The following is a 24,118-nucleotide window of genomic DNA, read 5'->3' on the forward strand; positions in this document are numbered from 1 at the left end:
CGCGTGCTGACAAGGTGCGCGCGTGCGTTCCGGTCCTCAGCCGCGGGTCGCCGCGACCCACCGGTCGACGAGTCGTGCCGCCGCGCCGCTGTCGATGGTGTGCGCCGCGCGCTCCATCGCCGCCCGCAGGTCCCGCTCAAAGGACTCCTGGTCGTCCCCAGAGTCCGGCCGGGTCAGGGCCAGCGCGATGGCCGCGTTGAGCAGGACCGCGTCACGGGGGGCTCCCGCGGCGCCGGCAAAGACCTGCCGCACGACGCCCGCGTTGTGCACCGCGTCCCCGCCGCGCAGCGCCTCGATGGGGTGGCGCCCCAGCCCCAGACGGGACGGATCGATCACCCGCTCGGTGATGTGGCCCCGGCGCACCCACCACACCCGGGTCGTGGTCGAGACGGTCACCTCGTCGAGGCCGTCGTCGCCACGGAACACGGCGGCGTCCTTGCCTCGGCTGGCGAAGACGCCGGCGAGCAGCGGGGCCATCCGAGCGTCGGCGCAGCCCACGGCGGCATACGTGGGCTGGGCGGGATTGGTCAGCGGGCCGAGGAAGTTGAAGGCGGTTCCGACGCCGAGCTCGCGGCGGGCCACGGCTGCGTGCCGCATCGACGGGTGGAAGGTCTGGGCGAAGCAGAAGGTGATGCCCACCTCGTGCGCCACCTCGACGACCCGCTCGGGGCTGAGGCTGAGGTCGACGCCGAGCGCCTCGAGCACGTCGGCCGACCCCGACGACGACGAGGCGGCGCGGTTGCCGTGCTTGACGAGCAGCACGCCGGCTGCCGCGACGACCATGGCGGCCATCGTCGAGATGTTGACCGTGTGCGCGCGGTCGCCACCGGTGCCGACGATGTCGAGGCTCGGCTCGGGCAGCTCGAGGCGGTGGGCATGGGCGAGCATCTGCTCGGCCAGGCCGTGCATCTCCTCGACGCTCTCGCCCTTGGCACGCAGGCCGACGAGGAAGCCGGCGACCTGCACCGGGCTGGCCTCCCCCGCCATGATCTGGTCCATCGCCCACTCGGCGGAGGGTCGGTCGAGGTCACGCCCGGCGACGAGCTCGCTGATGACGCCCGGCCAGGAGGGAGCCGTGTCGTGCCCCATCGTGTCAGGCGCGCGGCGTGGCGCCGCGCGCCAACGTCGCCACGGCAGACGCGACGGTGGCCGGGTCCAGCGGGTGTGGCACGGCGAGGTCGGCCTGCGACCACGCGGCGAGCCAGCTGTCCTGCGGCCGGCCGGTCAGCACGATGATCGGAGGGCAGTCGTAGACCTCGTTCTTCAGCTGCCGCGCGAGGCCGAGACCGCCCACCTTGGCCGCCTCCCCGTCGAGGATGAGGATGTCGAAACGCTCCGCCTCCACGGCACCGACGACGGCGTCCGCCGTCGCACACTCGTGCCAGCGCTGCACCTCCACGTCCTTGGCGGGGCGGCGCCCGACCGCTGCGCGCACCGCGTCGCGGGTGGTGCGGTCGTCGCTGTAGAGCAGGACCGTGACCCGGTGCAGCGGTGCCCCGGCGCCGGAGGCCGGCGGGGTCGCGGACGAGGTCGTGGCATTGGGGGCGGTCATGCGCGAGATGCTACCGGTGTGCGCGCACCGCCCCGCGACGACAGCCACCTCGGCACGCACATCACGAAATGACGCTTTCCGGCGGAAAGCCGGGGGGCGCCTCGCACACCCCGCGCCGAATGTGGGAATAATGACCGTCGTGGCGACAGCATCGGCAGTTCCCCCCAGCGCAATGGCGACGACCTCCGCCTCCGGACCCGCGACTCGGCCCAACATGGTCGCCGTCGGCACCATCGTCTGGCTGTCGAGCGAGCTGATGTTCTTCGCGGGGCTGTTCGCCGTCTACTTCCAGCTGCGTTCGGTGCGCACCGAGCTGTGGGCGGACCGCACCCAGGCGCTCAACGTCCCGTTCGCCCTGGCCAACACCCTGGTGCTCGTCATCTCCTCGGTCTGGTGCCAGCTCGGCGTGTTCAAGGCCGAGCGGGGGCAGCGGGGCCGCACCGGGACGCTGCTCCAGATCAAGCAGTGGGGCATGCGCGAGTGGTACGTCGTCACCTACCTCTTCGGCGCGTTCTTCGTCTCCGGCCAGATCCTCGAGTACTCCGAGCTGGCCTCCGAGGGAGTCACCCTCTCGTCCGACGCCTACGGCTCGGTCTTCTACATGGCGACGGGCTTCCACGCGCTGCACGTCACGGGCGGCCTCGTCGCCTTCCTGCTGATCATCGCCCGGACCTTCACGACCCGGCGCTACACGCACGCCAACCAGATGGGCGCCGTCGTCACGTCGTACTACTGGCACTTCGTCGACGTCGTGTGGATCGCCCTGTTCGCCACCATCTACCTGCTGAAGTGACAGCCGACGTCATGCCGACCATGCCCGCCCCCGCATCTTGCGCAACGGACGACAGGACCGCACCGTGAACGCCTTGGCCGCTCGCCGCCGACACCCCGCCGCGATCGCGGTCCTCCTGCTGCTCGGCCTGCTCGTCATGGGCGGCGCCTACTCCCTCCTCGCCCCCAGAGAGGCCAAGGCCTCGGCGGTCACGGCCGACACCGTCGCCCAGGGCAAGGACCTCTTCCTGGCCAACTGCGCCACCTGCCACGGCACGAACGCCCAGGGCACCGCCTCGGGGCCCTCGCTCGTCGGCGTGGGCGCCGCCGCGGTGGACTTCCAGGTCGGGACGGGCCGTATGCCGCTGGCCCAGCCCGCGGTGCAGGCACCGGCCCTGCCCAAGATCAAGTTCGACCAGGAGCAGATCTCCGCCCTCGCGGCATACGTCGCCTCCCTCGGCCCCGGCCCCGCCATCCCGAACGAGGAGTACACCAAGGCCCTCGAGCCGGGCAGCGCCGAGAACAACGAGCGGATCGCGCGCGGAGGCGAGATCTTCCGCGTCAACTGCGCCATGTGCCACAACTTCGCCGGCTCGGGTGGGGCGCTGACCCGAGGCAAGTACGCACCGCCGCTTCGGGGCGTCGAGGGCAAGCACATCTACGAGGCGATGGCGACGGGGCCCCAGTCGATGCCGGTGTTCAACGACGCCAACATCGACCCCCAGGCCAAGCAGGACGTCATCTCCTACCTCAAGGCGATCGAGAACGAGACCGCGGTCGGCGGCATGACGCTCGGCAACCTCGGCCCCGTTCCCGAGGGCATGTTCGCGTGGATCTTCGGGCTGGGCATCCTCGTCGGATGCGCCGTCTGGCTCGGCAAGAAGGCCGCATGAGCAACCGCACCGGCAGCGTCCCGCTTTGGAACGACGACAGGACAACCAGCTGATGAACGCCAACCCGAACGGGGACCCGCAGGGCTCGGTCGTGCCCGCTGCCGGTCACGGTCTGCCTGCCCACCACGACGTGGAGGTGGCGGACCGCTTCGTCGACCCGGGGCTTCCGCCGCACGTGCACCGGGCCGCCGACGACGACCCGCATGCGGCCAAGCGGGCCGAGCGCCAGGTCGCCACCATGTTCGGCCTGTCGATGCTGGCCACGCTGGTCTTCCTCGTGTCCTACTTCGCCGTGCCGGACGAGGCGCGGTTCTTCTTCCCCGGCATCGGCGAGGTCAAGACGCAGAACGTCGTCCTCGGCGTCTCCCTCGGGCTCGCCCTCTTCCTCATCGGTGCCGGTGCGATCCACTGGGCCAAGACCCTGATGTCCGACGAGGAGCTCGTCGAGGAGCGGCACCCGCAGCGCTCGACCGACGAGCAGCGGGCCGCCGCCGTGGGCGTCGTCACCTCGGGCGCGCGCAACGCGCAGCTCGACCGGCGCCCCCTGCTGAAGTACTCCCTCGGCGGCGCGCTCGGCCTCTTCGCGCTCCCCCTCGGGCTGCAGGTCGCCGGGTCCCTCGGTCCGCTGCCGCACGACGAGCTGTCCCGCACGATCTGGGACCCCAAGGAGAACGGCGGCAAGCCGATCCGGCTCTTCCGCGACCCGGAGCGGACCCCGATCAAGCTCGAGGACGTCACCCTCGGCTCCGTCTTCCACGTGATGCCGGAGACGCTGGAGAAGTACTACAAGGAGGGCAAGCACGTCCTCGAGCAGAAGGCGAAGGCGGCCGTCATCCTCATCCGCCTCCAGCCGAGCGACATCAAGGTCAAGAAGGCCAGGGACTGGGGCGTCGACGGGGTCGTCGCCTACTCCAAGATCTGCACGCACGTCGGGTGCGCGGTGGGTCTCTACGAGCAGCAGACCCACCACCTCCTGTGCCCCTGCCACCAGTCGACCTTCGACGTGACCGACGACTGCAACGTCATCTTCGGTCCGGCCAAGCGGCCCCTGCCGCAGCTCAAGATCACCGTCGACGACGAGGGCTACCTCGTCGCCCCCGAGGGCTTCCACGAGGCCGTCGGACCGAGCTTCTGGGAGCGCGGATGAGCACCACGTATTCACCCCGCCACGCCGACGGCCTGCGCGCCGGTGACCGCGAGGCGGCAGACAAGGCCGCGGTCAAGCCGCTCGGCGGGATCGCCGGCTGGCTCGACGACCGGACCGGCGGCGCCAAGGCCGTCAGCTTCCTCATGAAGAAGGTCTTCCCGGACCACTGGTCCTTCATGCTCGGCGAGATCGCGATGTACTCGATGATCATCTGCCTGCTGACGGGGGCCTTCCTCACCTTCTGGTTCGTGCCGAGCGCCGGCCAGGTCGTCTACGACGGGTCGTACATCCCGCTGCAGGGCGTGACGATGTCCGACGCCTACCGCTCGACGCTCGACATCTCGTTCGACATCCGCGGCGGCCTGCTCCTCCGGCAGATCCACCACTGGGCGGCGCTGATCTTCATCGTCGCGATCCTCGTGCACATGAGCCGCGTCTTCTTCACCGGCGCGTTCCGCAAGCCGCGCGAGATCAACTGGGTCATCGGCACGATCCTGTCGATGCTCTCGCTCGTCGAGGGCTTCGCCGGCTACTCGCTGCCCGACGACCTCCTCTCCGGCACCGGCCTGCGCGCGGCCGAGGGCTTCATGCGCTCGATCCCGGTCATCGGCTCGTACGTGTCGTACTTCGTCTTCGACGGCGCGTTCCCCGGTGAGGCGATCATCCCCCGCCTGTATGCCGTGCACGTCCTGCTCCTGCCGGCCATCCTCGTGGGGCTCTTCACGGCGCACATCCTGCTCGTGTTCGTCCACAAGCACACGCAGTATCCCGGGCCGGGGCGGACCAACGAGAACGTCGTCGGCTTCCCGATGATGCCCGTCTACATCGCCAAGGCCGGCGGCTTCTTCTTCATCGTCTTCGGCGTCATCACCCTCATCGCCGCACTCGTGTCGATCAACCCGATCTGGGGCTACGGGCCCTACGACCCGTCCCCCGTCACCGCCGGCTCGCAGCCGGACTGGTACATGGGCTTCGCCGACGGAGCCCTGCGACTGCTGCCGGGCTTCCTCGAGTTCCAGGCCTTCGGCTTCACCTTCAGCTTCAACGTCTTCATCGGCGCCATGCTGCTCATCCCGTTCATCTACACCATCCTCGGCGCCTACCCCTTCGTCGAGGCCTGGGTGACCGGTGACAAGCGGGAGCACCACTTGCTCGACCGCCCGCGCAACGCCCCGACCCGCACCGCGCTCGGCGTCGGCGCCATCACCTTCTACGTCGTGCTGTTCCTCGCTGCCGGCAACGACATCATGGCCATCAAGCTCGGCATGTCGATCAACGACATCACGCGGAGCCTTCAGATCGCCATCTTCGTGGGGCCGCCGATCGCCTACTGGATCACCAAGCGGATCTGCCTCAGCCTGCAGCGTGCCGACCGGGAGCGGGTGCTGCACGGCCGGGAGACGGGCACGATCTGGCGTCACGCCGACGGCAAGTTCGAGGAGATCCACGCTCCGCTCACCGAGCAGGAGCGGTGGCCGCTCGTCCAGCACGAGAGCCCGGAGCCGCTCGTGCTCACGAGCGGCACCGACGCCAACGGCGTGCTCAGCCCGACCGCCCGCTCCCAGCGGCTGCGCGCCAAGCTGTCCCACTTCTACTTCAAGGACCGCGTCGCACCGCCGACCCCGGCTGAGCTCGAGGCCGCTCACCACCACGACGAGGCGCCCGAGACGGTCGAGCGCCAGGAGGTCCTCGAGCCCATCGAGCGCTGAACGACTGGGCGCTCAGCCCGCTCGCAGGAGCCCGGCCCACCCCACCGTGGTGGGCCGGGCTCTCGCGCGGCGGCAGCGTGCGAGACTGCGGTGGTGCATCCCGCCAGTGACGAGGAGTTCGAGCAGGCGGTGGCTGAGGCGCTGGACTCCATCCCACCGGAGCTGGCGGCGGCCATGAGCAACGTGGTCGTGCTCGTCGAGCACGAGCCGCCGCCCGAGGACCCCCAGTTGCTCGGGGTCTACGACGGCACCCCGCTGACCGAGCGCGACTCGTGGTGGGCCGCCGGTGCGCTGCCCGACCGGATCACGATCTTCCAGGGACCCCTGGAGCGCATGTGCCAGTCGGCCGAGCAGCTTCGGCGGGAGATCGCCATCACCGTCGTCCACGAGGTGGCACACCACTTCGGCATCGACGACGACGAGCTGCACGACCTCGGCTGGGCGTGAGTCTCGGGGGCCAGACGCTCGGACAATTGGGGGTGCATCAGCTCTTTACGGACCCCGCCGGTCACGGCTAACGTCGGATACACCAGCAAGTCCCGATCGGTAGGAGGTGGGCCCTTGAAGTTCGCTCCCAGACGATCGCATCACGTGCCTGAGGGCCCGTGAAGGTTGCCAGAGCACCACGAAGGGGAAGGCCAGCGGCCTTCCCCTTCGCCTTGTGTGCCGCGGCCGACGCCGGGCCCCGCGGGCGCCCAGGTCAGATCGAGTCCTCCCTCAGATCGAGTACTCCCTCAGATCGAGTACTCCCCCGAGAAGGACTCGAAGACCCACAGGACGAGCGCCACGACGCCGAAGAAGGCGCCGATGATGAACAGCCACCAGCCGATGGCCAGCCCGGCGAACAGGCAGGCCCCGGAAGCGGCCAGCCACAGCGGCGTCCACGAGCTCGCCACGAAGTAGCCGTAGTTTCCCTCCGCCTCGGCGATCTCGGCCTGGGGGTTGTCCTCGGGACGGGCCGGCAGCTCCTTGCCGGTACGCCAGAGGTAGAACCCCGTGAGCAGGAAGAGCAGCGTGGTCAGCAGCAGGGCCGTGACGCCGATGGGCTCGCTCCACCGGCTCCAGAAGCCGTAGAGCAACGTCACCGGCACGAAGAACCCGAGCAGGTAGAGGAACAGCTTGGTCTCGACGCGCATGCTCAGTGCCCCCGCTTCTGCCGCTCGGTACGGCCAGCCGTCTCGTCACCGACGTCTGCCGGACCCATGACCCCGACGAGCGTGCCCCGATCAGGCACGGGTCGAGAGCCTGGCGCCGCCTCCGGGTGGTGCAGGTCGAAGGCGGGCCGCTCGGAGCGGATCCTCGGCAGCGACGTGAAGTTGTGCCGCGGAGGAGGGCAGGACGTGGCCCACTCGAGCGAGGCGCCGTAGCCCCACGGGTCGTCCGTGGTGACCAGCGGGCCGTGCCGCCACGTCTTCCACACGTTGTAGAGGAACGGGAGCATCGAGGCGCCGAGGAGGAAGGCGCCGACGCTGGAGATGACGTTCATCGTCTGGAACCCCTCCTCGGGCAGGTAGTCGGCGTAGCGCCGGGCCATGCCCTCCATCCCCAGCAGGTGCTGGATCAGGAAGGTCGTGTGGAAGCCGATGAACAGCATCCAGAAGTGCACCTTGCCGAGCGTCTCGTCGAGCATCCGGCCGGTGAACTTCGGCCACCAGAAGTAGAAGCCGCTGAACATCGCGAAGACCACCGTCCCGAAGACGGTGTAGTGGAAGTGGGCGACGATGAAGTAGCTGTCCGAGAGGTGGAAGTCCAGGGCGGGGCTGGCGAGGATGATTCCGGTCAGGCCGCCGAAGAGGAACGTCACGAGGAAGCCCATGGCCCAGATCATCGGCGTGTGCATGGTGACCTTGCCGCCCCACATGGTGCCGATCCAGTTGAAGAACTTCACCCCGGTGGGAACCGCGATGAGCATCGTCATGATCGCGAAGAACGGCAGCAGGACCTGCCCGGTGGCGTACATGTGGTGCGCCCACACGCTCGCCGACAGCGCCGCGATGGCGATGGTGGCGAAGATGAGGGTCTTGTAGCCGAAGATCGGCTTGCGCGAGAAGACCGGCAGGACCTCGCTGATGATGCCGAAGAACGGCAGCGCGATGATGTACACCTCGGGGTGGCCGAAGAACCAGAACAGGTGCTGCCAGAGCATGGCACCGCCGTTCTCGGCGTCGAAGATGTGCATGCCGAACCGCCGGTCGCCGCCCAGCGCGAAGAGGGCGGCCGCGAGGACCGGGAAGGCGATGAGCACGAGCAGCGACGTGACGAGGATCGTCCACGTGAAGATCGGCATCCGGAACATCGTCATGCCCGGTGCGCGCAGGCAGATGATCGTCGTGATGAAGTTGACCGCCCCGAGGATCGTGCCGAAACCGGTCATCGCGAGACCGAAGACCCACAGGTCACCGCCCAGGCCGGGCGTGTAGTTGACGTCCGACAGCGGGGCGTAGGCGAACCAGCCGAACGACGCGGCTCCCTGCGGCGTGAGGAAGCCGCTGACGGCGATGATGCCGCCGAAGAGGTAGAGCCAGTAGGCGAGCATGTTGAGCCGCGGGAAGGCCACGTCGGGTGCGCCGATCTGCAGCGGCATGACCGCGTTGGCGAAGCCGGCGAAGAGCGGCGTGGCGAAGAGCAGCAGCATGATCGTGCCGTGCATGGTGAACAGCTGGTTGAACTGCTCCGGGTTGTCCACGACCTGCAGCCCTGGCGCGAGCAGCTCGGCGCGGATGAGCAGGGCCATGACGCCGCCGAGCAGGAAGAAGACGAACGACGTGATGAAGTAGAGGTTGCCGATGACCTTGTGGTCGGTCGTCGTGACCCACTTGACGACGGTCTGGCCGGGCAGCCGTCTCGGCGTCGCGACGACGGGGCTGCTCACTGACCGCTGGGCCGTGGTGGTGCTCATGGGTTGCTCCCGGTGAGGGCAGGGGCGGGGACCTTCTTGGCGTCGGCCGGCACGAGCTTCTCGCGGCTCGCGTCGACGGGGATCAGACCGGTCTGGCCGCGCTGGGCCAGCGCCGCCATCTGCGAGTCGAACTCCTGCTGGGGCACGATCTTGACGAGGAAGAGCATCTGGGAGTGGTAGGCGCCGCAGAGCTCGGCACACTTGCCCTGGAAGGTGCCCTCGTGGGTCGTGACGATCTGGAACTTGTTGGTCTTGCCGGGCAGCATGTCGAGCTTCGTCATGAACGCCGGCACCCAGAAGCTGTGGATGACGTCGCGGGCGTTGAGGACGAACTCCACGCGTTTGCCGGCCGGCAGGTAGAGGACCGGCATCTGTGCGCGGGCGCCTTCCTTGCCGGTCAGCTCGGTGTGCGTGCCGGTCTCGTGGACGTTGGCGTCGACGTAGTTGAAGTCCCAGCTCCACTGCTTCGCGACGACGCTGATGGTGACGTCAGGCTTCTTGCTGGTGTCCATCAGGGCTGACTCGTCACGGGCGGTGTAGGCGAAGAAGACGGCCACCATGAAGACGGGCAGGATCGTGTAGAGCATCTCGACGGGCACGTTGTAGCGCAGCTGCACCGGCAGCGCGTCGTCGCCCCTGCGCCGGCGGAAGCGCACGGCGGCATACAGCATCAGGCCCCAGGTGATGACGCCGACCCCGAGGACGGCGATCCAGCTGCCCACCCACAGGTCGGTCACCCGACGACCGCTGTCCGAGATGGCCCCGGGCAGGTACCCGTTGGCGAGCTCGCCCTGGCAGCCGCCCAGCGCGAGGGCGCTAGCCGCGACCAGCGCCGCCGTGCGGGTCCGCCGACGCCGCGGTGGCACTCCTCGGGTGTCGTCGTGCTCTGGCACCAGGTGCACCTTTCGTTACCGACGCGTGCGCCTCGCACGCACCGCCGAGCGTGTTTCTGACTTCCTTGGTCGGGGCGCAGGGCACCCCACGTCGGAACCCTACCCCTCGGTCGGGCGAGATGTCCGCATGGGTCCCGCCAACCTCCCCGCGTGGCTCACCCGGCTGCGGCGCTCACGCGAAAGCCGCTGGCAGCGGGGCGCGCAGCGCATCCTGCAGCAGGTCCCGGTAGACCGAGCGGCGCACGTTCGTCACGCCGAAGGTCGCGAGGTGCTCGGTGCGCCACTGCACGTCGAGCAGGCGCCGCGGGTCCGCGTCGGCGGCGAGCAGCCGGTGCAGCCCGACGAGCGCGGCCTTCGATGCGTCGCGGGCCCGGTGGAACATCGACTCGCCCGCGAAGAGGCCTCCGATGGCCACGCCGTAGAGCCCGCCGACTAGCCGGTCCTGCTGCCACGCCTCCACCGAGTGGGCCCAGCCCGCCCGGTGCAGCCGGACGTAGGCCTGCGCCACCTCGCTCGTGATCCACCGCCCGCGCCGGCCGGGGTCCGCGCACGCGGTGACGACCTCCTCGAAGGCCGTGTCCACCCGGATGTCGAAGCGGGGCAGGACCTTGCGCAGGGAACGGCTCACCGCGAGGTCGCCGACGCGCAGGATGCCGCGCGGGTCCGGCGACCACCAGCCGATCGGCGGCGCACCGTGCTCCCCCACGCCCATGGGGAACACGCCGGCGCGGTAGGCGGCGTACAGGGTCGGCACCTCGAGGTCCGCGCCGATGCCGACCAGGTCCTCACCCTCCGGCACCCGGGACAGGTCGAAGACCCAGGCGGTCGGTGGCGGCGGGGTCGGCACAGCGGATCGGCGGGCGCGTCGGCGGGGCTTACGGGCAGCCGATGTGCGGCGCGATCTCCGCCGCAGACTCGAGGCCGTAGGCCTCGGCGAGCCGGCCCAGGAAGCCGTCCCGGGTCAGGGTGTACTCCTGGGTGCCCACGGTCTCTATGACGTAGGTCGCGAGCATGGACCCCAGCTCGGCGGCGTGCCGGTGCCCGAGCTGCGCCGCGAGCCCGGTGAGGAACCCGGCGCGGAAGGCGTCACCGACGCCGGTCGGGTCGAGCCGGCGCACCTCGCGGGCCGCCGCCACCTCGATGGGCGCCTCGCCGCGGGTCTCGATGACCGCGCCGTCCCTGCCCTTGGTGATGACCCGGGTCGTGACGCGCTCGGCGATCTCGTCCGCGGACCAGCCGGTCTTCTGCGACGTCAGGGCCGCCTCGTACTCGTTGGTGAGCAGGTAGTCGGCGCCGTCGATGAGCTCCCGGATGGTCTGCCCGTCGGCGAAGGCGAGCTGCTGGGAGGGGTCGGCCGCGAAGGGGATGCCGCGGGTGCGGCACTCGCGCGTGTGGCGCAGCATCGCCTCCGGGTCGTTGGCGCCGATGACGACGAGGTCGAGGCCGCCGACCCGGTCCGCCACCGGCCCGAGCTCGATCTGGCGCGCCTCCGACATGGCCCCGGCGTAGAAGGTCGCGATCTGGGCCATGTCGTCGTCCGTGGTGCACACGAAGCGGGCCGTGTGCTGCGACTCCGACACGTGCACCGACTGGCAGTCCACCCCGTGCCGCTCCAGCCAGCTGCGGTAGTCGGCGAAGTCCTCCCCCACCGCCCCGACGAGGATCGGGCGCTGGCCCAGGCGCGCCATGCCGAACGCGATGTTGGCCGCCACCCCGCCCCGCCGCACCTGCAGGTCGTCGGCGAGGAAGGACAGCGAGACCTTGTCGAGCTGCTCCACCACCAGGGAGTCGGCGAAGCGGCCGCGGAAGGTCATGAGGTGGTCGGTCGCGATGGACCCCGTGATGGCGATGCGCACCCGGAAAACCTAGCGCGGGCCGGGCCCGGCACGGCGAAGGGCCCGACCGCATGGGTCGGGCCCCTTTCCGGTATGCCGGGTGCTGTCCCCGTGCGGGGGTGTCAGCTGAAAGAGTCGCCGCAGGCGCAGCTGCTGCCGGCGTTGGGGTTGTCGATGGTGAAGCCCTGCTTCTCGATCGTGTCGGCGAAGTCGATCGTGGCGCCCTCGAGGTAGGGAGCGCTCATCCGGTCGACGACGACCTCCACGCCCTCGAAGTCACGCACGAGGTCCCCGTCCAGGGTCCGCTCGTCGAAGTAGAGCTGGTAGATCAGGCCCGAGCACCCGCCCGGCTGCACGCCGACGCGCAGGCGCAGGTCGTCGCGGCCCTCCTGCTCGAGGAGGCTCTTGACCTTGCCGGCCGCGACGTCCGTGAGGACGACGCCGTGCGCAGGAGCCTCCGTCTGGGCCGGGACGCCGGCGGCGGAAACGTTGGTCTCAACACTCATGTGGGGATGTCCTTCGCGTCATCGTGCGTGGGTCAACGGCTACAACCGGCGGTGCGCCGGATGTGTTCCCGACCCCGACAGGATACGTCGGATCGGGGGCCGCTTCGGGCCGCCCCGGTGCGCAGGCTCAGCCCGCGGCCGGGGACCACGTCCGGGCCACCCGCTCGGCCCGGGCGACGAGCGTGCCCGCGGGGTCGGCGAAGGAGGCGGCCACCTGCTCCGGGCGCTCGGCGACGGCATACACCCCGGACAGGCCGATCGACATCGCCTCACGTCGTCCCACGAGGGCCCGGCCGGCCACGACGATGGCCGGGACCCCGACCCGGGCCGCCGCCTCGGCGACTCCCACCACGACCGTGCCGCGCAGCGACCGCCAGTCGAAGCTGCCCTCACCCGTGACGACGAGGTCGGCCGACGCCACGAGGTCGTCGAAGCCCACGGCGTCGAGGACGGCCTCGACGCCCGAGGCGGGGCGTCCGCCGACGAGGAGGAGGGCGTAGCCCAGTCCGCCGGCGGCGCCGGCCCCCGGCTGGCGCTCCGGACGGATCGGTGCACCCGTCAGCAGGTCGGTGGCGGGGGGCCGGACGCGACCGACCACGGCGGCGAAGTGGCCGAGGGCGTTCTCGAGGCGCTGCGCGTCCTCCTCGCTCGCCCCCTTCTCCGCGGCGAAGACGGCGCTCGTGCCGTGCAGGCCGAGCAGCGGTGAGTCCACGTCGGCGGCGACCACGAGGTCGACGTCGCGCAGGCGGTCCGCCACCGCGCCGAGGCCGGCGAGGTCGGCCGGCTCGGCCACCTCCAGCGGGAGACCACCTCGGCCCAGCCGGGCCCGGGGCCCGGCGCCGAGGGCCGCGAGCAGGCCCGCGCCCGCGTCGTTGGTGCCGGACCCGCCGAGCCCGACGACGATGCGGTGCGGTGCGACGTCGAGGGCGGCTGCGAGGAGCTGGCCGACCCCGAACGTGCTCGTGCGGGTCGGGTCCCGCTCATCCTGGGCGAGCAGGTGCAGCCCGCACGCCTGGGCCGACTCGACGTATGCCGTGCGCCGGCCGGCGCGCTCGACGACGAGCACGGTCGCGGGGACCGGCCGGCCCAGCGGGTCCTCGACGACGGTCGCGACGACCTCGCCGCCGAGGTTGTCGGCGAGCGCGTCGACGAAGCCCGGGCCGCCGTCCGAGAGCGGCACCTGCGTGATCCGGTCGTGCGGTGCGCCGCGGCGCCACCCCTCGGCCAGCGCCGCGGCCGCCTGCTTGGCGGTGAGGGTGCCGGTGAAGCCGTCCGGGGCGAGGAGCACGTGCACGCCGCCATGATGCCGGATGCGCGACGCGACGCAGTCCACCTCGACGGGAGTCAGCCCGGCGGCATACTGACCGCATGCCGACGCACCCGACCCAGCTCGCGATCGTCTCGGACGTGCACGGCAACGTCACTGCGTTCGAGGCCGTGCTGGCCGACATCGACGCCCGCGGCATCGAGCGGATCGTCAACCTCGGCGACGTCGTCGGCAAGGGTCCGCGCGGCTCGGAGGCGGTCAAGCTGAGCCGCCAGCGGTGCGCGGTCACGGTGCGCGGCAACTGGGACAGCTTCATCTCCGACGAGGCGATCGAGCTCGGCCCCGACACCCAGTGGACCCGGGAGGAGCTCACGAGCGACGACCTGGAGTGGCTGGCCGGGCTGCCGGGCTCCCTCGACCTGCGCGTGAGCGGCCGGCACGTCCGCCTCTTCCACGCCTCGCAGGTGAGCGAGTTCCACCGGGTGCGCCGGCAGCACACCTCGGAGGAGTTCCGGGCCATGTTCACCAACACCGACTTCACCGGGCACGGCCCCTGCCCGACCGTCGTCGGTTACGGCGACATCCATCGCACCTACCTGGAGACGAACGAGGGGCTCACCCTCTTCAACGCCGGCAGCGTGGGCAACCACCTCGACGCCCCCACGGCGTCGTATGCCGTCCTCACCGGAGAGCTCGACGGCTCCGCCCCGGGCCCCTTCGGGATCGAGTTCGTGCGCGTGCCCTACGACATCGAGGCCGAGGTCGCGGCCGCCCGCGACCTCGGGCTGCCCGACGTGGAGCTGTATGCCGTCGAGCTGCGCGAGGGCGTCTACCGGGGGGACCAGCGCCGCCGCGGCGGCTGACGCGGGCGCCCCCCTTTGTCGAGTGGCCACTTGCGTACGCGCGGAGGTGTACCGAACTGGCCAGTCGACGGAGGAAGCCGGTCAGCGACCGACACTCGGCAGTCGTCCGTGGCCGGCCGACCCCCCTTTCGTCGAGTGGCCACTTGTGCACGCCCACGCCGGCCTGGCGCCGACCCAACCGATCCCCCCTTTCGTCGAGTGGCCACTTGCGCACGCGCGGAGGTGTACCGAACTGGCCAGTCGACGGAGGAAGCCGGCCGAGTCAGCGAGCCGAACTGGCCAGTCGACGGGGGGACAGCGGCTGAGTCAGCGCGCCGCCGCGCCGAGCCGGGCGAGGAAGATCGCCTCCGCCGTGCACACGCGGGCGAACTCGCCGAGGTGGAGCGACTCGTTCGCGCCGTGCGCCCGCGTGTCGGGGTCCTCGACGCCCGTGACGAGGATGGCCGCGTCGGGGAAGCGCTCGGCGAAGGAGGCGACGAAGGGGATGGATCCCCCGACGCCGATCTCGACCGGCTCCCTGTCCCACGCGTCGGCGAAGGCCGCCCTGGCCTGGTCGTAGACGGGCCCGTGGGCGCCGGCGGCGAAGCCGGACCCGTGCTCCTCGAGCTCCACCTCCACACGCGCGCCCCACGGCGCGGCGGCCTGGAGGTGGGCCTTGAGCAGCTCGAACGCCTCCGCCGAGTCCTGCGTCGGTGCCACCCGCAGCGACACCTTGGCGGCGGCCGACGCGACGAGCGTGTTGGACGCGGTCTCGAGCGAGGGGGCCTTGATGCCGATCGTCGTCACCGAGGGCCTCGTCCACAGCCGGGACAGGATCGAGCCGGAGCCGATGAGCTCCACGCCGTCGAGCAGTCCGGACTCGGCCCGGAAGCGGTCCTCGTCGTAGTCGAGGTCGGCCGCCTCGCCGGAGTCGAGGCCGGCGACCGCCACGTTGCCCGCGTCGTCGTGGAGCGAGGCGAGCACGCGGATGAGCGCGCTCAGCGCATCCGGCGCCGCGCCGCCGAACATCCCCGAGTGGACCGAGTGGTCGAGGGTGCGGACCGTCACGACGACCCGGACGCCCCCGCGCAGGGTCGTCGTGAGGGCGGGGGTGCCGATGTCCCAGTTCATCGAGTCGGCGAGGACGATGGCGTCCGCGCGGAGCCGGTGCCCGTGCCGCTCGAGGATGGTCTGCAGCGACGGCGAGCCGATCTCCTCCTCGCCCTCGACGAAGACGGTGACGCCGACCGGCAACCGGCGGTGGTGCGCGCGGAGCGCGGCCACGTGCGCCAGGACGCCGGCCTTGTCGTCGGCCACGCCCCGTCCGTGGAGCCGGCCACCGCGTTCGGTAGGCGAGAAGGGCGGGCTCACCCAGTCCTCGTCCGGGCCGGGCGGCTGCACGTCGTGGTGCGCGTAGAGCAGCACCGTGGGGCTGCCCGGAGGGCCGTCGACGTGCCCGATCACGGCCGGTCGGCCGCCTTCCCGGACGATCGCGACGTCGAGCCCCTCGTCTCGCAGCAGCCGAGCCACCGCCTCGGCACTCGCCTCGACGTGCGCCTGGTCGAAGGAGCCCAGGGACACGCTCGGGACGCGGGCCAGCGCCTCGAGGTCGGCCCGCACCTGAGGCAGGAGGCGTGTCACCCGGTCGCGGATGTCCTGGATCTCCTCGGGGCGGAGCACGTCGTCGGTCACCCCCGCGACCCTACCGAGGGGTGGGAGCGCGTCGAGCGGGACCTGGCCACCACCTAGAGTGGGCCTGTGTTCGGACGCAAGAAGACCTTGAACGACGAGCTGTCGCCGCAGGCCCCCCCGGCCGAGGAGCGGCCTGGCGCGAAGAACCGGCCCACGCCCAAGCGGCGCGACCAGGAGGCGGCCAACCGGCGTCCGCTCATCGTCGCCGACCGCAAGGCCGCCCGCACGCAGGACAAGGAGGCGCGCCGTCGCTCGATGGCCCAGCAGCGCCAGGCCATGCTCGTCGGCGACGAGAGGTACCTCCCTGCGCGGGACAAGGGCCCGCGCCGTCGTTTCATCCGCGACGCGGTGGATGCCCGGTGGAACCTCGGCGAGTTCATGTTGCCGGTCATGCTGCTCGTGCTGCTGCTCAGCTTCGTCAAGGCGACGTGGGCGCTGCTCGTCGTCTTCCTGCTCGTCTACGGACTCATCCTCGTGGCGGTGATCGACGCCGCGCTCATGTGGCGGCGGACCAAGAAGGCGCTCGTGCGCAAGTTCGGCGAGACCGGGCGGGGGGATGCCTGGTATGCCGTCATGCGGGCCTTCCAGATGCGCCGCACCCGGATGCCCAAGCCGCAGGTCGCCCGCGGCGAGCACCCGGCCTGACCGGGGGCCGTGCCGCGGCGCCGCTCACTCGGTGGGGCGCAGGCTCATCGGCCCGTAGACGGCCGTGTCGCCCTCGCGCAGCGTGACGGCCTCGACCCCGGCCTCGAGCAGCTCGCGCCAGGACTCCCCCAGGTAGCTCTCGGCGTCGCTCTGGGTCGGGAACCCCTTCGTGGGCAGCGACTCCCCGTGCACGGGGTTGCCGTCAGAGTCGAAGTACAGCCACGTCCAGTCAGCGCTCATGCCGTCACGATAGAGGGGCCGGCTTTCATTGACGCGCCCCGGTGGCACGTGCCACGGTTCGCATACCGATGGTCGATCGGGGCAAGCCGGTGGAACTCCGGCGCTGACCCGCAACCGTGACGTCGCCCGAGCGCCTGCTCGCCCGACCAGCCGGAAAACCCGCGCCCCTCGGCTCCTTGTCAGTCTGTCGTGGAATACGGACCGGACGCCCTGGCGGCCCTGCGCCCTCCCTTGGTCTCCGACCGTGAGGAGGATGACCCCGTGCACCAGCTCGACCCCCGCGCCCGGCCCCGCCGGGCCACCCTCGCCGCCGCCCTGTCGGCCCTGCTCGCCGCCGTGCTCGGCGCCGCTGTGCTCGGCGCCGCCCCGGCCTCGGCCGCACCCGCCTACCGTTTCTGGGGCTTCTACCAGCTCGCGGGCGGCGCGTGGACGTTCGCGCAGAAGGGTCCGGACCAGGTCGTCCCCAAGGACGGCGCCGTCGACGGCTGGCGCTTCGCCGTCGGCGAGGCGAGCTCCAGCCGCTTCCCCCGCGCCGTGCCGACCTTCGAGCAGCTGTGCGCCGCGACCCCCACCCAGGAGGGCAAGAAGCGGGTGGGCCTCGTCGTCGACTTCGGCCGGCCGGCGGACAGCGAGACCGGCGTCACGCCGCCCGAGCCGAGGGGGCTGTGCGCCTCCGTCGACCAGGCCGCGACGAGCACGGACGTGCTGGCCACGGCCGGTCCCCTGCGCTCCGACAAGGGCCTCGTGTGCGCGGTGGCGGGCTACCCCGCCACCGGCTGCGGCGGCGAGGTCAAGCAGGTGAGCCCGGAGGCGAAGGCGGCCGACACACCGGTCCAGCTGGCGCTGCCCGGTGCCGCCCCGTCCGCGACGCCCGCTGCGGGCGCCTCCGCCGCCGCCACGGAGTCGGCGGCCGCCCCGGCGACGGCGGGCACGTCCAGCGGCGGCAGCACCGCGGCATACGTCCTGGCCGGGCTGGCCCTGCTCGCGCTCGTCGTCTTCCTCGTCCTGCGGGCCCGTGGCGGCGCCCGGCGGCAGGCCTGACCTCGCGTGGGACGCGAGCGGCTCCAGCACCCCGCGGCCTGGTGGCTGTGGGGGCTGGGCCTCGCCGCCGCCGCGTCCCGCACGACGAACCCTGTCCTGCTCCTGCTCGTCGTCGGCGTGTGCGTGCTCGTCGTGACCGAGCGCCGTGACCCCGCCGCCCCGAACCCGCTGCCCGCCTTCCTCGTCGTCGGTGGCGCCATCCTCGCCCTGCGCCTGGCCGCCACCGTGGTGCTGGGCAACGGCGTGCACGGCAGCACCGTCGTCGTGACGCTGCCGCGGGTCCCGTTGCCCGAGTGGGCAGCCAGCGTGCGTCTCGGCGGCCCGGTCACGGTCGAGTCACTGCTGTATGCCGTGGGCGACGGGCTGCGCCTCGGCGCGATCCTCGCCTGCGTCGGGGCGGCCAACGCCCTCGCCAGCCCGCGCCGCCTGCTGCGCTACCTCCCGGCCACGCTCTACGACGTGGGCACCGCCGTCGTGGTGGGGCTGACCTTCGCGCCCCAGCTGCTCGCCGACGCGCAGGCCGTCCGTGCGGCTCGGGCGCTGCGCGGTCACGGCGGGCGGGGCCTGCGCGAGACGGCCCGGCTCGCCGTGCCGGTGCTCGAGACGGCGTTCGAGCGCTCGCTTGGGCTCGCCGCCTCGATGGAGTCCCGCGGCTACGGCCGTGCGGTCCGGTCGACACCCGGCAGCCGCCGACTCGCCTCCACCCTGGCGCTCCTCGGGCTGCTCGGGGTGCTCGCCGGGCTCTATGGCCTCCTCGACGCCTCGGTCGGCGGCGTGCTCGGGCTGCCGCTGCTCCTCGTCGGCGTGCTGCTCGCCGGCGCGAGCCTCGCCGTGGGTGCCGCGAGGGAGGAACGCACCGGGCATCGACGCGACGCCTGGGCCTGGACCGAGACGCTCACCGTGCTCGCCGGCGCCGCCGCGGCCGCGGTCCTCGTCGTGGCGACCCTCTCCGGCTGGCCGGGGGTCGTCCCTGAGCAGCGGGCGGCGCTGCCCCCGCTCCCCCTCCTCGCCGTCGCCGGCATCCTCGTCGCCGCCGCGCCGGCGCGGTTCACCCCCCGCCCACGACCACCGGGCGCCGCGTGATCAGCTTCGAGTCGGTCTCCGTGCACTTCACCGGCGCCCCGCGGCCCAGCCTGCGCGACGTCGACCTCAGCATTCCCGAGGGCGAGCTCGTCCTCGTCGTCGGTCCCACGGGCAGCGGCAAGTCGACGCTGCTGCGCTGCGTCAACGGGCTCGTGCCGCACTTCACCGGCGGCACCCTGCGCGGCACCGTCACGGTCGACGGGCTCGACACGGCGCGGCACCGCCCGCGGGACCTCGCCACGGTGGTCGGCCTCGTCGAGCAGAACCCGTCGGCGACGTTCGTCACCGACGTGGTGGAGGACGAGATCGCCTACGGCATGGAGACCCTCGGCCTCGACACGGCGGTGATCCGGCGCCGCGTCGAGGAGACCCTCGACCTCTTCGGCCTCACGCCGCAGCGGACGCGGCCGCTCCGCGAGCTCTCGGGGGGGCAGGCACAGCGGGTCGCGATCGCGGCCGTCTTCGCCGCCGGCCCCCGGGTCATCGTGCTCGACGAGCCGACGTCGGCGCTCGACCCGGTGGCGGCGGAGGACGTGCTCGCCTCGCTCGACCGCATCGTGCACGACCTCGGCGTCACGGTCGTCATCGCCGAGCACCGCCTCGAGCGCGTCGTGCACCACGCCGACCGGGTCCTGCTGCTGGCCGAGGGGCGGGCGTCGGGGCTCCTCGACCCCGCTGCGGCGATGGCCGTGTCGGCCATCCACCCCCCGGTCGTCGGACTGTCCCGGCTGGCCCGGTGGCTGCCGACGCCCCTGTCGGTCCGCGACGCGCGACGGCAGGCGGGGACGCTGCGCCAGAGCCTCGTCGGCCGCTCCCCGCGGGCGCCGCGACCGACCGGGCCCGGGGCGGCCGTCCGGCTGCGCGGCGCCACCGTGGCCCGGGGGGCCCGCGTCGTGCTCGACCGGGTCGGGCTCACCATCGACGAGGGGTCGGTGACGGCGCTCATGGGACGCAACGGCGCGGGCAAGTCGACGCTGCTCGGGGCGCTTGGAGGCCAGCTGCCGCTCCGCGGCGGCTCCGTCGCGCTGGGCCGGTCGGGCATCGACCCCGCCCGCACGGCCCCGCGCGAACGGGTCCGGGTGGTCGGGCTCGTCCCGCAGCAGCCGGAGCTGTTGCTCTACGCCGAGTCGGTGTCGTCCGAGTGCGCCAGCGCCGACCGCGACTTCGACGCGGCGCCGGGGACCACCGCGGGCCTGCTCGCCGAGGTCGCCGGCCACGTCGACGGCGACACCCATCCGCGCGACCTGTCCGAGGGCCAGCGGCTGGCGCTCGCCCTCGCGGTGATCCTCGCCGGCGATCCCGACGTGCTGCTCCTCGACGAGCCGACGCGCGGCCTGGACTACGGCGCGAAGCACCGGCTCGGCCGGGTCCTCGGCCGCCTCGCCGCCGGCGGCACCGCGGTCGTGCTCGCCAGCCACGACGTGGAGATGGTCGCCGAGGTCGCCGACCGCGTCGTCATCCTCGCCGACGGGGAGGTCGTCGCGGACGGGCCGGTCCGGGACGTCCTCGCGGCGTCCCCCGCGTTCGCCCCCCAGGTGACCAAGGTGCTCGCCCCGCAGACGTGGCTGACCGTCGACGAGGTGGCGACGGCCATGGGGCAGACCGCATGACGGCGCCTGCCGCGTCAGCCGGCACCCGGCGGGTCATCCCGCTGACGTGGCCCTCCACGGTGGCCCTCGCCGCCGTCGCACTCGTGGGGCTGCTCGCCTTCACCTGGCCCTTCTTCGTCCCGGCCGGCTTCGCGACCGAGCACGGCACCGACGCGCCGTGGCTCTTCGCCGCGCTGCTCGCCCTGCTCAGCCTGGTCCTCCTGGCGGAGGTCACGTCGGGCCGCCTCGACCCGAAGACCATCGCCGTGCTCGGGGTCGCGTCTGCCGCCGGGGGCGCGATGCGGGTGCTCAGCGCCGGGACGGCGGGGCTCGAGCCGCTCTTCTTCGTGATTCTCGTCGCGGGCCGGGTGCTCGGGCCCGGCGTGGGTTTCGTCTCGGGGTCGCTGGCCTTGCTGACCGGGGCGCTGCTGACCGGCGGCGTGGGGCCGTGGCTGCCCTTCCAGATGCTGTGCGCCGGAGGGGTGGGCCTCGGGGCGGCGCTGCTGCCCGGGCGCCCGGGTGGCCGCGGCGAGCGGTGGGCGCTCGCGGCATACGCCCTCGTCAGCGGGCTGCTCTACGGCCTGGTGATGAACCTGTGGTTCTGGCCCTTCCTCGGCACCGGGGCGCCCGAGGGCATGGGGTTCGTGCCCGGCGCGTCGCTGCGGGCCAACCTCGGCCACTACGCCGCGTTCTACCTCGCGACGTCCCTCGGCTGGGACCTGCCCCGCGGCGCGCTCAACGCGGTGCTCGTCCTGGTTGCCGGACCGGCGCTGTTGCGCGTGTTCCGCCGCGCCGCCCGCCGCGCCGCCTTCGACGTCCCGGTCCGCTTCGAGCCGGCGGCCTCGGCACCCCGCGCGCGGCCGTAGCACGCTCGCCGAGCACACCAGCACGCTCGCCGAGCACACCGACGACCATTGGTGGCCCATGACTGCGGGTCATGAGCACGCACCGGCCCATGCGGGCGAGGCAATGGTCGTCCGGGTGCACGCTCACCCGGGCACGCCCGGACGCCGGGTGACCGCCAGGCGCCGGCCGAGACCCGTCACGCCGGTGGGCTTGTACACCGCGAGCACTGTGGCGGCGAGCAGGAGCAGGAGCGCCGCGACCGAGTGGACCAGCGCGGTCGGGTTCCGTAGCAGGCCCACGGCGCTCGCCTCGTCGGCCGCGACCGCCGCGAGCCCACCCAGCGTCTGCATGTAGAGCAGCAGCACGCCCGTCGCGACGATGTTGAGCACGAACTTGAACAGCACCCAGTAGTGCCGTAGGAGACCCCACGGGGAGATGAAGGCGCTCACGAGCCCCGTGAGAAGGGAGGCGACGCTCATGGGCACGAGGGCGTACCACCCCACCATCTCCATCGTCAGGTATGCCGCCCTCACGACCTGCGGGTCGGCACTGGCCATGCCGGCGACCGCGAGAACCAGGACGGTGGCCACCGCACCCAGCCAGCCCACCGACGTCGCGACGTGGCCGACACGCGCGAGCTTGCGCAGCCACGGCCGGCTGGCCCTCACCGGCTCACCTCGCGGCTGTTCGAGGCATCCGGGACGGGGGCCTGGAGCTGGTGACGTGCCGGCCCGTGCGCTCCACCGAGGCCGGTGACGAGGGCGATGAGCACGAGCACCGCCAGCGCCAGCAGCACGACCCAGGTCAGTCGCACCCAGCGTGGAGCAGGAGGGCCGGGGGTTGCGCGACGTCGGCCGCTGGCGGGGTCCTCGTCGGTGGTGTCGGGCATGGCGGTCCCTCTCGCGGTGTGACGACTTTTCAATACAGTCTGTCACTGCACCACACATGATGTCGAGGGATGGCACCATGTATACTTCCCGGGTGCCCAAGCTGTGGACCGAGACGGTCGAGACGCACCGCCGCGACGTCACGGACGCCATCCTCGACGCCGCCGGCGAGCTGCTCGCAGCACATGGCGCCCTGGGGGTCACCATGTCCGAGGTCGCGCAGCGGGCACGCATCGGCCGGGCCACCCTCTACAAGTACTTCCCCGACCTCGAGTCGATCCTCCTCGCGTGGCACGACCGCCAGGTCGACCACCAGCTCCGACGTCTCGCCGCCGCCCGCGACGGCGAAGGGGCGCCCCTGGCGCGCCTTCGGGCGGTGCTCGAGGCGTATGCCGCCTCCCTGAGCGCCCGGCCCCGACACCCGGAGCTCGAGCCCCTCGTGCACTCCGGCCCAGGTGTCGACGGCGCCCGCAGCAGGCTCCAGGACTTCCTCCGTGGCCTCGTCGACGACGCCGCCGCCTCGGGGCAGGTGCGACGCGACGTGCCCGTCGACGAGCTCGCGGGCTACTGCGCGCACGCCCTCTCGGGGGCCCAAAAGCTCTCCTCCACGGTGGCCGTCGGCCGGCTCGTCGACCTCATCCTCGCGGGCATGGCGCCGACGCCCGGCTAGCGGGCGTGCACGTCGACGAAGGGCGGCTTGACGACGGTCGCCTCGATGGCTCGGCCCCGCACGTCGATCTCCACCGCGTCGCCGTCGACGACGTCCGGGCGCAGGAGGGCGAGGGCGATGCCCTGCCGCAACGTCGGCGAGAAGGTGCCGGAGGTGACCTCCCCCACCACGTCACCGCCGCGGGACACGGCGCAGTGGGGCCGCGGTATGCCGCGACCCGTGACGACCAGCCCCCGGGCGAGCCGCTCGGGGGCAGCCTTCTCCGCGACGAGGGCATCCCTGCCCCAGAACTCGTCCTTCTTCCACCCGACGGCCCAGCCGGCGCGGGCCTGCACCGGGGAGATGTGAAGCGACAGGTCCTGGCCGTGGAGCGGGTAGCCCATCTCGGTGCGCAGCGTGTCCCGGGCGCCGAGGCCGCACGGCATACCTCCTCGTGACCGGACGGCGTCGAGCAGGGCGTCCCACAGCAGGGGTGCGTCCTCCCATCGGGGCACCAGCTCGTAGCCCCGTTCGCCCGTGTAGCCGGTCCGGCACACGATGAGCGGCCGGTCCCGCCACTGGGTCTCGACGAACGACATGTAGTCGTGCCCGGTGGGCAGGTCCAGCGCGGCGAGGACGTCGTCGCTGCGCCGGCCCTGGACGGCGAGGACACCGTAGCGGTCGTGCAGGTTCGTCACCTCGACGCCCTCCGGCGCCGCGGCGGCGAGCCGCCGGCACACTTCCGCGGTGTTGGCGGCGTTGGGGATGAGGAACACGTTGTCGTCGGCGCGAAGATAGGCGATGAGGTCGTCGACGACGCCACCGGACTCGTCGCAGCAGAGGGTGTACTGCGCCGAGCCGGGCGAGATGCGGCGCAGGTCGTTGGTCAGGCAGCGGTTGACGAAATCGGCGGCCCCCCGCCCGCGCACCGAGGCCTTGCCGAGGTGGCTCACGTCGAACAGGCCCACCCGCTCCCGGACGGCCGTGTGCTCGGCCACGACACCCCCGCCCGGGTACTCGATGGGCATGTCCCAGCCACCGAAGTCGGCCAGCTTCGCCCCGAGGGCGACGTGGCGGTCGTGCAGCGGGGAGGTCCGGGCCGAGGCGGCGGTGGTCATGCGCGCCAAGGTAG

The 24,118-nt window shown here is 72.2% G+C and carries 26 protein-coding genes; 12 read left to right on the forward strand and 14 right to left on the reverse strand.

Annotated features, from left to right (window positions below):
• Positions 1 to 36: 36 nt before the first annotated feature.
• Both trpD and VFJ94_RS02915 read right to left on the reverse strand, forming a co-directional pair.
• The gene (gene trpD, locus VFJ94_RS02910) at positions 37 to 1,089 is read right to left on the reverse strand and encodes an anthranilate phosphoribosyltransferase (protein WP_325002678.1); all 1,053 of its coding nucleotides are present in this window, start codon (positions 1,087 to 1,089) and stop codon (positions 37 to 39) included.
• A gap of 4 nt (positions 1,090 to 1,093) precedes the next feature.
• Entirely contained in the window at positions 1,094 to 1,552 is a 459-nt protein-coding gene (locus VFJ94_RS02915; RefSeq protein ID WP_325002679.1) for a response regulator, read from the reverse strand.
• A gap of 172 nt (positions 1,553 to 1,724) precedes the next feature.
• Here VFJ94_RS02915 and VFJ94_RS02920 point away from each other — a divergent pair, with 172 nt between their 5' ends.
• The 5 genes from VFJ94_RS02920 (at position 1,725) to VFJ94_RS02940 (ending at position 6,519) form a co-directional block, all read left to right on the forward strand.
• Positions 1,725 to 2,345 carry a heme-copper oxidase subunit III gene (locus VFJ94_RS02920; RefSeq protein WP_325002680.1) on the forward strand — a complete coding sequence of 207 codons (621 nt, stop codon included), beginning with the start codon at positions 1,725 to 1,727 and terminating at the stop codon, positions 2,343 to 2,345.
• Between the two features lie 64 nt (positions 2,346 to 2,409).
• A complete protein-coding gene (locus VFJ94_RS02925; protein ID WP_325002681.1) occupies positions 2,410 to 3,216 on the forward strand; it encodes a c-type cytochrome in 807 nt (268 codons plus the stop codon).
• A 52-nt stretch (positions 3,217 to 3,268) separates the two neighbouring features.
• Entirely contained in the window at positions 3,269 to 4,363 is a 1,095-nt protein-coding gene (locus tag VFJ94_RS02930; protein ID WP_414654549.1) for a ubiquinol-cytochrome c reductase iron-sulfur subunit, read from the forward strand.
• The gene (locus tag VFJ94_RS02935; protein WP_325002683.1) at positions 4,360 to 6,072 is read left to right on the forward strand and encodes a ubiquinol-cytochrome c reductase cytochrome b subunit; all 1,713 of its coding nucleotides are present in this window, start codon (positions 4,360 to 4,362) and stop codon (positions 6,070 to 6,072) included. Before VFJ94_RS02930 ends, VFJ94_RS02935 begins: the two co-directional genes overlap by 4 nt.
• A gap of 93 nt (positions 6,073 to 6,165) precedes the next feature.
• A complete protein-coding gene (locus VFJ94_RS02940; RefSeq protein WP_325002684.1) occupies positions 6,166 to 6,519 on the forward strand; it encodes a metallopeptidase family protein in 354 nt (117 codons plus the stop codon).
• Positions 6,520 to 6,806: 287 nt separating this feature from the next.
• On the opposite strand, the gene VFJ94_RS02945 is transcribed toward VFJ94_RS02940, so the two are convergent.
• From VFJ94_RS02945 to VFJ94_RS02975, 7 genes are all read right to left on the reverse strand, one after another.
• Entirely contained in the window at positions 6,807 to 7,208 is a 402-nt protein-coding gene (locus VFJ94_RS02945; RefSeq protein ID WP_325002685.1) for a cytochrome c oxidase subunit 4, read from the reverse strand.
• A 2-nt stretch (positions 7,209 to 7,210) separates the two neighbouring features.
• Positions 7,211 to 8,971 (reverse strand): cytochrome c oxidase subunit I, encoded by a 1,761-nt coding sequence (gene ctaD / locus VFJ94_RS02950; protein ID WP_325002686.1) that lies wholly within the window; start codon positions 8,969 to 8,971, stop codon positions 7,211 to 7,213.
• A complete protein-coding gene (gene coxB / locus VFJ94_RS02955) occupies positions 8,968 to 9,873 on the reverse strand; it encodes a cytochrome c oxidase subunit II (RefSeq protein ID WP_414654546.1) in 906 nt (301 codons plus the stop codon). Before coxB ends, ctaD begins: the two co-directional genes overlap by 4 nt.
• 163 nt (positions 9,874 to 10,036) lie before the next feature.
• Positions 10,037 to 10,711: a leucyl/phenylalanyl-tRNA--protein transferase gene (gene aat, locus VFJ94_RS02960; RefSeq protein WP_325002688.1), complete on the reverse strand. Its 675-nt coding sequence runs from the start codon at positions 10,709 to 10,711 to the stop codon at positions 10,037 to 10,039.
• A gap of 28 nt (positions 10,712 to 10,739) precedes the next feature.
• The gene (locus tag VFJ94_RS02965; RefSeq protein ID WP_325002689.1) at positions 10,740 to 11,720 is read right to left on the reverse strand and encodes a carbohydrate kinase family protein; all 981 of its coding nucleotides are present in this window, start codon (positions 11,718 to 11,720) and stop codon (positions 10,740 to 10,742) included.
• A gap of 101 nt (positions 11,721 to 11,821) precedes the next feature.
• Positions 11,822 to 12,205, reverse strand: a complete 384-nt coding sequence (locus VFJ94_RS02970; protein ID WP_325002690.1) for an iron-sulfur cluster assembly accessory protein — start codon at positions 12,203 to 12,205, stop codon at positions 11,822 to 11,824.
• 127 nt (positions 12,206 to 12,332) lie between these two features.
• Complete coding sequence (locus VFJ94_RS02975; protein WP_325002691.1) at positions 12,333 to 13,499, reverse strand: glycerate kinase; 1,167 nt, start codon at positions 13,497 to 13,499, stop codon at positions 12,333 to 12,335.
• Between the two features lie 74 nt (positions 13,500 to 13,573).
• Here VFJ94_RS02975 and VFJ94_RS02980 point away from each other — a divergent pair, with 74 nt between their 5' ends.
• Positions 13,574 to 14,335, forward strand: a complete 762-nt coding sequence (locus VFJ94_RS02980; RefSeq protein ID WP_325002692.1) for a metallophosphoesterase family protein — start codon at positions 13,574 to 13,576, stop codon at positions 14,333 to 14,335.
• Between the two features lie 306 nt (positions 14,336 to 14,641).
• Here the strand turns inward: VFJ94_RS02980 and VFJ94_RS02985 are convergent, their stop codons facing one another.
• The gene (locus VFJ94_RS02985; RefSeq protein ID WP_325002693.1) at positions 14,642 to 16,006 is read right to left on the reverse strand and encodes a dipeptidase; all 1,365 of its coding nucleotides are present in this window, start codon (positions 16,004 to 16,006) and stop codon (positions 14,642 to 14,644) included.
• Between the two features lie 66 nt (positions 16,007 to 16,072).
• Between VFJ94_RS02985 and VFJ94_RS02990 the strand changes: the two genes are divergently transcribed.
• A complete protein-coding gene (locus VFJ94_RS02990) occupies positions 16,073 to 16,651 on the forward strand; it encodes a DUF3043 domain-containing protein (protein ID WP_325002694.1) in 579 nt (192 codons plus the stop codon).
• Positions 16,652 to 16,675: 24 nt separating this feature from the next.
• Here the strand turns inward: VFJ94_RS02990 and VFJ94_RS02995 are convergent, their stop codons facing one another.
• The gene (locus VFJ94_RS02995) at positions 16,676 to 16,891 is read right to left on the reverse strand and encodes a hypothetical protein (RefSeq protein ID WP_325002695.1); all 216 of its coding nucleotides are present in this window, start codon (positions 16,889 to 16,891) and stop codon (positions 16,676 to 16,678) included.
• A gap of 261 nt (positions 16,892 to 17,152) precedes the next feature.
• On the opposite strand from VFJ94_RS02995, the gene VFJ94_RS03000 reads away from it, so the two are divergent.
• The 4 genes from VFJ94_RS03000 to VFJ94_RS03015 are packed head-to-tail and all read left to right on the forward strand — an operon-like array spanning position 17,153 to position 21,470.
• Positions 17,153 to 17,932: an SCO2322 family protein gene (locus VFJ94_RS03000; protein WP_325002696.1), complete on the forward strand. Its 780-nt coding sequence runs from the start codon at positions 17,153 to 17,155 to the stop codon at positions 17,930 to 17,932.
• Between the two features lie 6 nt (positions 17,933 to 17,938).
• Entirely contained in the window at positions 17,939 to 19,015 is a 1,077-nt protein-coding gene (locus VFJ94_RS03005) for an energy-coupling factor transporter transmembrane component T (protein WP_325002697.1), read from the forward strand.
• The gene (locus VFJ94_RS03010; protein WP_325002698.1) at positions 19,012 to 20,625 is read left to right on the forward strand and encodes an ABC transporter ATP-binding protein; all 1,614 of its coding nucleotides are present in this window, start codon (positions 19,012 to 19,014) and stop codon (positions 20,623 to 20,625) included. Before VFJ94_RS03005 ends, VFJ94_RS03010 begins: the two co-directional genes overlap by 4 nt.
• Positions 20,622 to 21,470 (forward strand): ECF transporter S component, encoded by an 849-nt coding sequence (locus VFJ94_RS03015; RefSeq protein ID WP_325002699.1) that lies wholly within the window; start codon positions 20,622 to 20,624, stop codon positions 21,468 to 21,470. The genes VFJ94_RS03010 and VFJ94_RS03015 overlap by 4 nt, the downstream gene beginning before the upstream one ends.
• A 123-nt stretch (positions 21,471 to 21,593) precedes the next feature.
• Here the strand turns inward: VFJ94_RS03015 and VFJ94_RS03020 are convergent, their stop codons facing one another.
• Positions 21,594 to 22,118, reverse strand: a complete 525-nt coding sequence (locus tag VFJ94_RS03020; protein ID WP_325002700.1) for a DUF2269 domain-containing protein — start codon at positions 22,116 to 22,118, stop codon at positions 21,594 to 21,596.
• Positions 22,115 to 22,339, reverse strand: coding sequence for a hypothetical protein (locus VFJ94_RS03025; protein ID WP_325002701.1), 225 nt, complete (start codon positions 22,337 to 22,339; stop codon positions 22,115 to 22,117). The genes VFJ94_RS03020 and VFJ94_RS03025 overlap by 4 nt, the downstream gene beginning before the upstream one ends.
• Before the next feature lie 77 nt (positions 22,340 to 22,416).
• Between VFJ94_RS03025 and VFJ94_RS03030 the strand changes: the two genes are divergently transcribed.
• Positions 22,417 to 23,007: a TetR/AcrR family transcriptional regulator gene (locus tag VFJ94_RS03030; protein WP_325002702.1), complete on the forward strand. Its 591-nt coding sequence runs from the start codon at positions 22,417 to 22,419 to the stop codon at positions 23,005 to 23,007.
• On the opposite strand, the gene gcvT is transcribed toward VFJ94_RS03030, so the two are convergent.
• Positions 23,004 to 24,104, reverse strand: a complete 1,101-nt coding sequence (gene gcvT / locus VFJ94_RS03035) for a glycine cleavage system aminomethyltransferase GcvT (RefSeq protein ID WP_325002703.1) — start codon at positions 24,102 to 24,104, stop codon at positions 23,004 to 23,006. The genes VFJ94_RS03030 and gcvT overlap by 4 nt on opposite strands.
• Positions 24,105 to 24,118 lie beyond the last annotated feature (14 nt).

The organism is Intrasporangium sp., from assembly GCF_035688975.1.
Lineage (GTDB): Bacteria > Actinomycetota > Actinomycetes > Actinomycetales > Dermatophilaceae > CALMNV01.

Bases quoted from the DNA above. Each gene is read 5' to 3' on its own strand.
- trpD (WP_325002678.1), bottom strand. From the start codon at position 1,089: ATGGGGCACGACACGGCTCCCTCCTGGCCGGGCGTCATCAGCGAGCTC.
- VFJ94_RS02915 (WP_325002679.1), bottom strand. From the start codon at position 1,552: ATGACCGCCCCCAATGCCACGACCTCGTCCGCGACCCCGCCGGCCTCC.
- VFJ94_RS02920 (WP_325002680.1), top strand. From the start codon at position 1,725: ATGGCGACGACCTCCGCCTCCGGACCCGCGACTCGGCCCAACATGGTC.
- VFJ94_RS02930 (WP_414654549.1), top strand. From the start codon at position 3,269: ATGAACGCCAACCCGAACGGGGACCCGCAGGGCTCGGTCGTGCCCGCT.
- VFJ94_RS02935 (WP_325002683.1), top strand. From the start codon at position 4,360: ATGAGCACCACGTATTCACCCCGCCACGCCGACGGCCTGCGCGCCGGT.
- VFJ94_RS02945 (WP_325002685.1), bottom strand. From the start codon at position 7,208: ATGCGCGTCGAGACCAAGCTGTTCCTCTACCTGCTCGGGTTCTTCGTG.
- ctaD (WP_325002686.1), bottom strand. From the start codon at position 8,971: ATGAGCACCACCACGGCCCAGCGGTCAGTGAGCAGCCCCGTCGTCGCG.
- VFJ94_RS02970 (WP_325002690.1), bottom strand. From the start codon at position 12,205: ATGAGTGTTGAGACCAACGTTTCCGCCGCCGGCGTCCCGGCCCAGACG.
- VFJ94_RS02980 (WP_325002692.1), top strand. From the start codon at position 13,574: ATGCCGACGCACCCGACCCAGCTCGCGATCGTCTCGGACGTGCACGGC.
- VFJ94_RS02995 (WP_325002695.1), bottom strand. From the start codon at position 16,891: ATGAGCGCTGACTGGACGTGGCTGTACTTCGACTCTGACGGCAACCCC.
- VFJ94_RS03015 (WP_325002699.1), top strand. From the start codon at position 20,622: ATGACGGCGCCTGCCGCGTCAGCCGGCACCCGGCGGGTCATCCCGCTG.
- VFJ94_RS03025 (WP_325002701.1), bottom strand. From the start codon at position 22,339: ATGCCCGACACCACCGACGAGGACCCCGCCAGCGGCCGACGTCGCGCA.
- VFJ94_RS03030 (WP_325002702.1), top strand. From the start codon at position 22,417: ATGTATACTTCCCGGGTGCCCAAGCTGTGGACCGAGACGGTCGAGACG.
- gcvT (WP_325002703.1), bottom strand. From the start codon at position 24,104: ATGACCACCGCCGCCTCGGCCCGGACCTCCCCGCTGCACGACCGCCAC.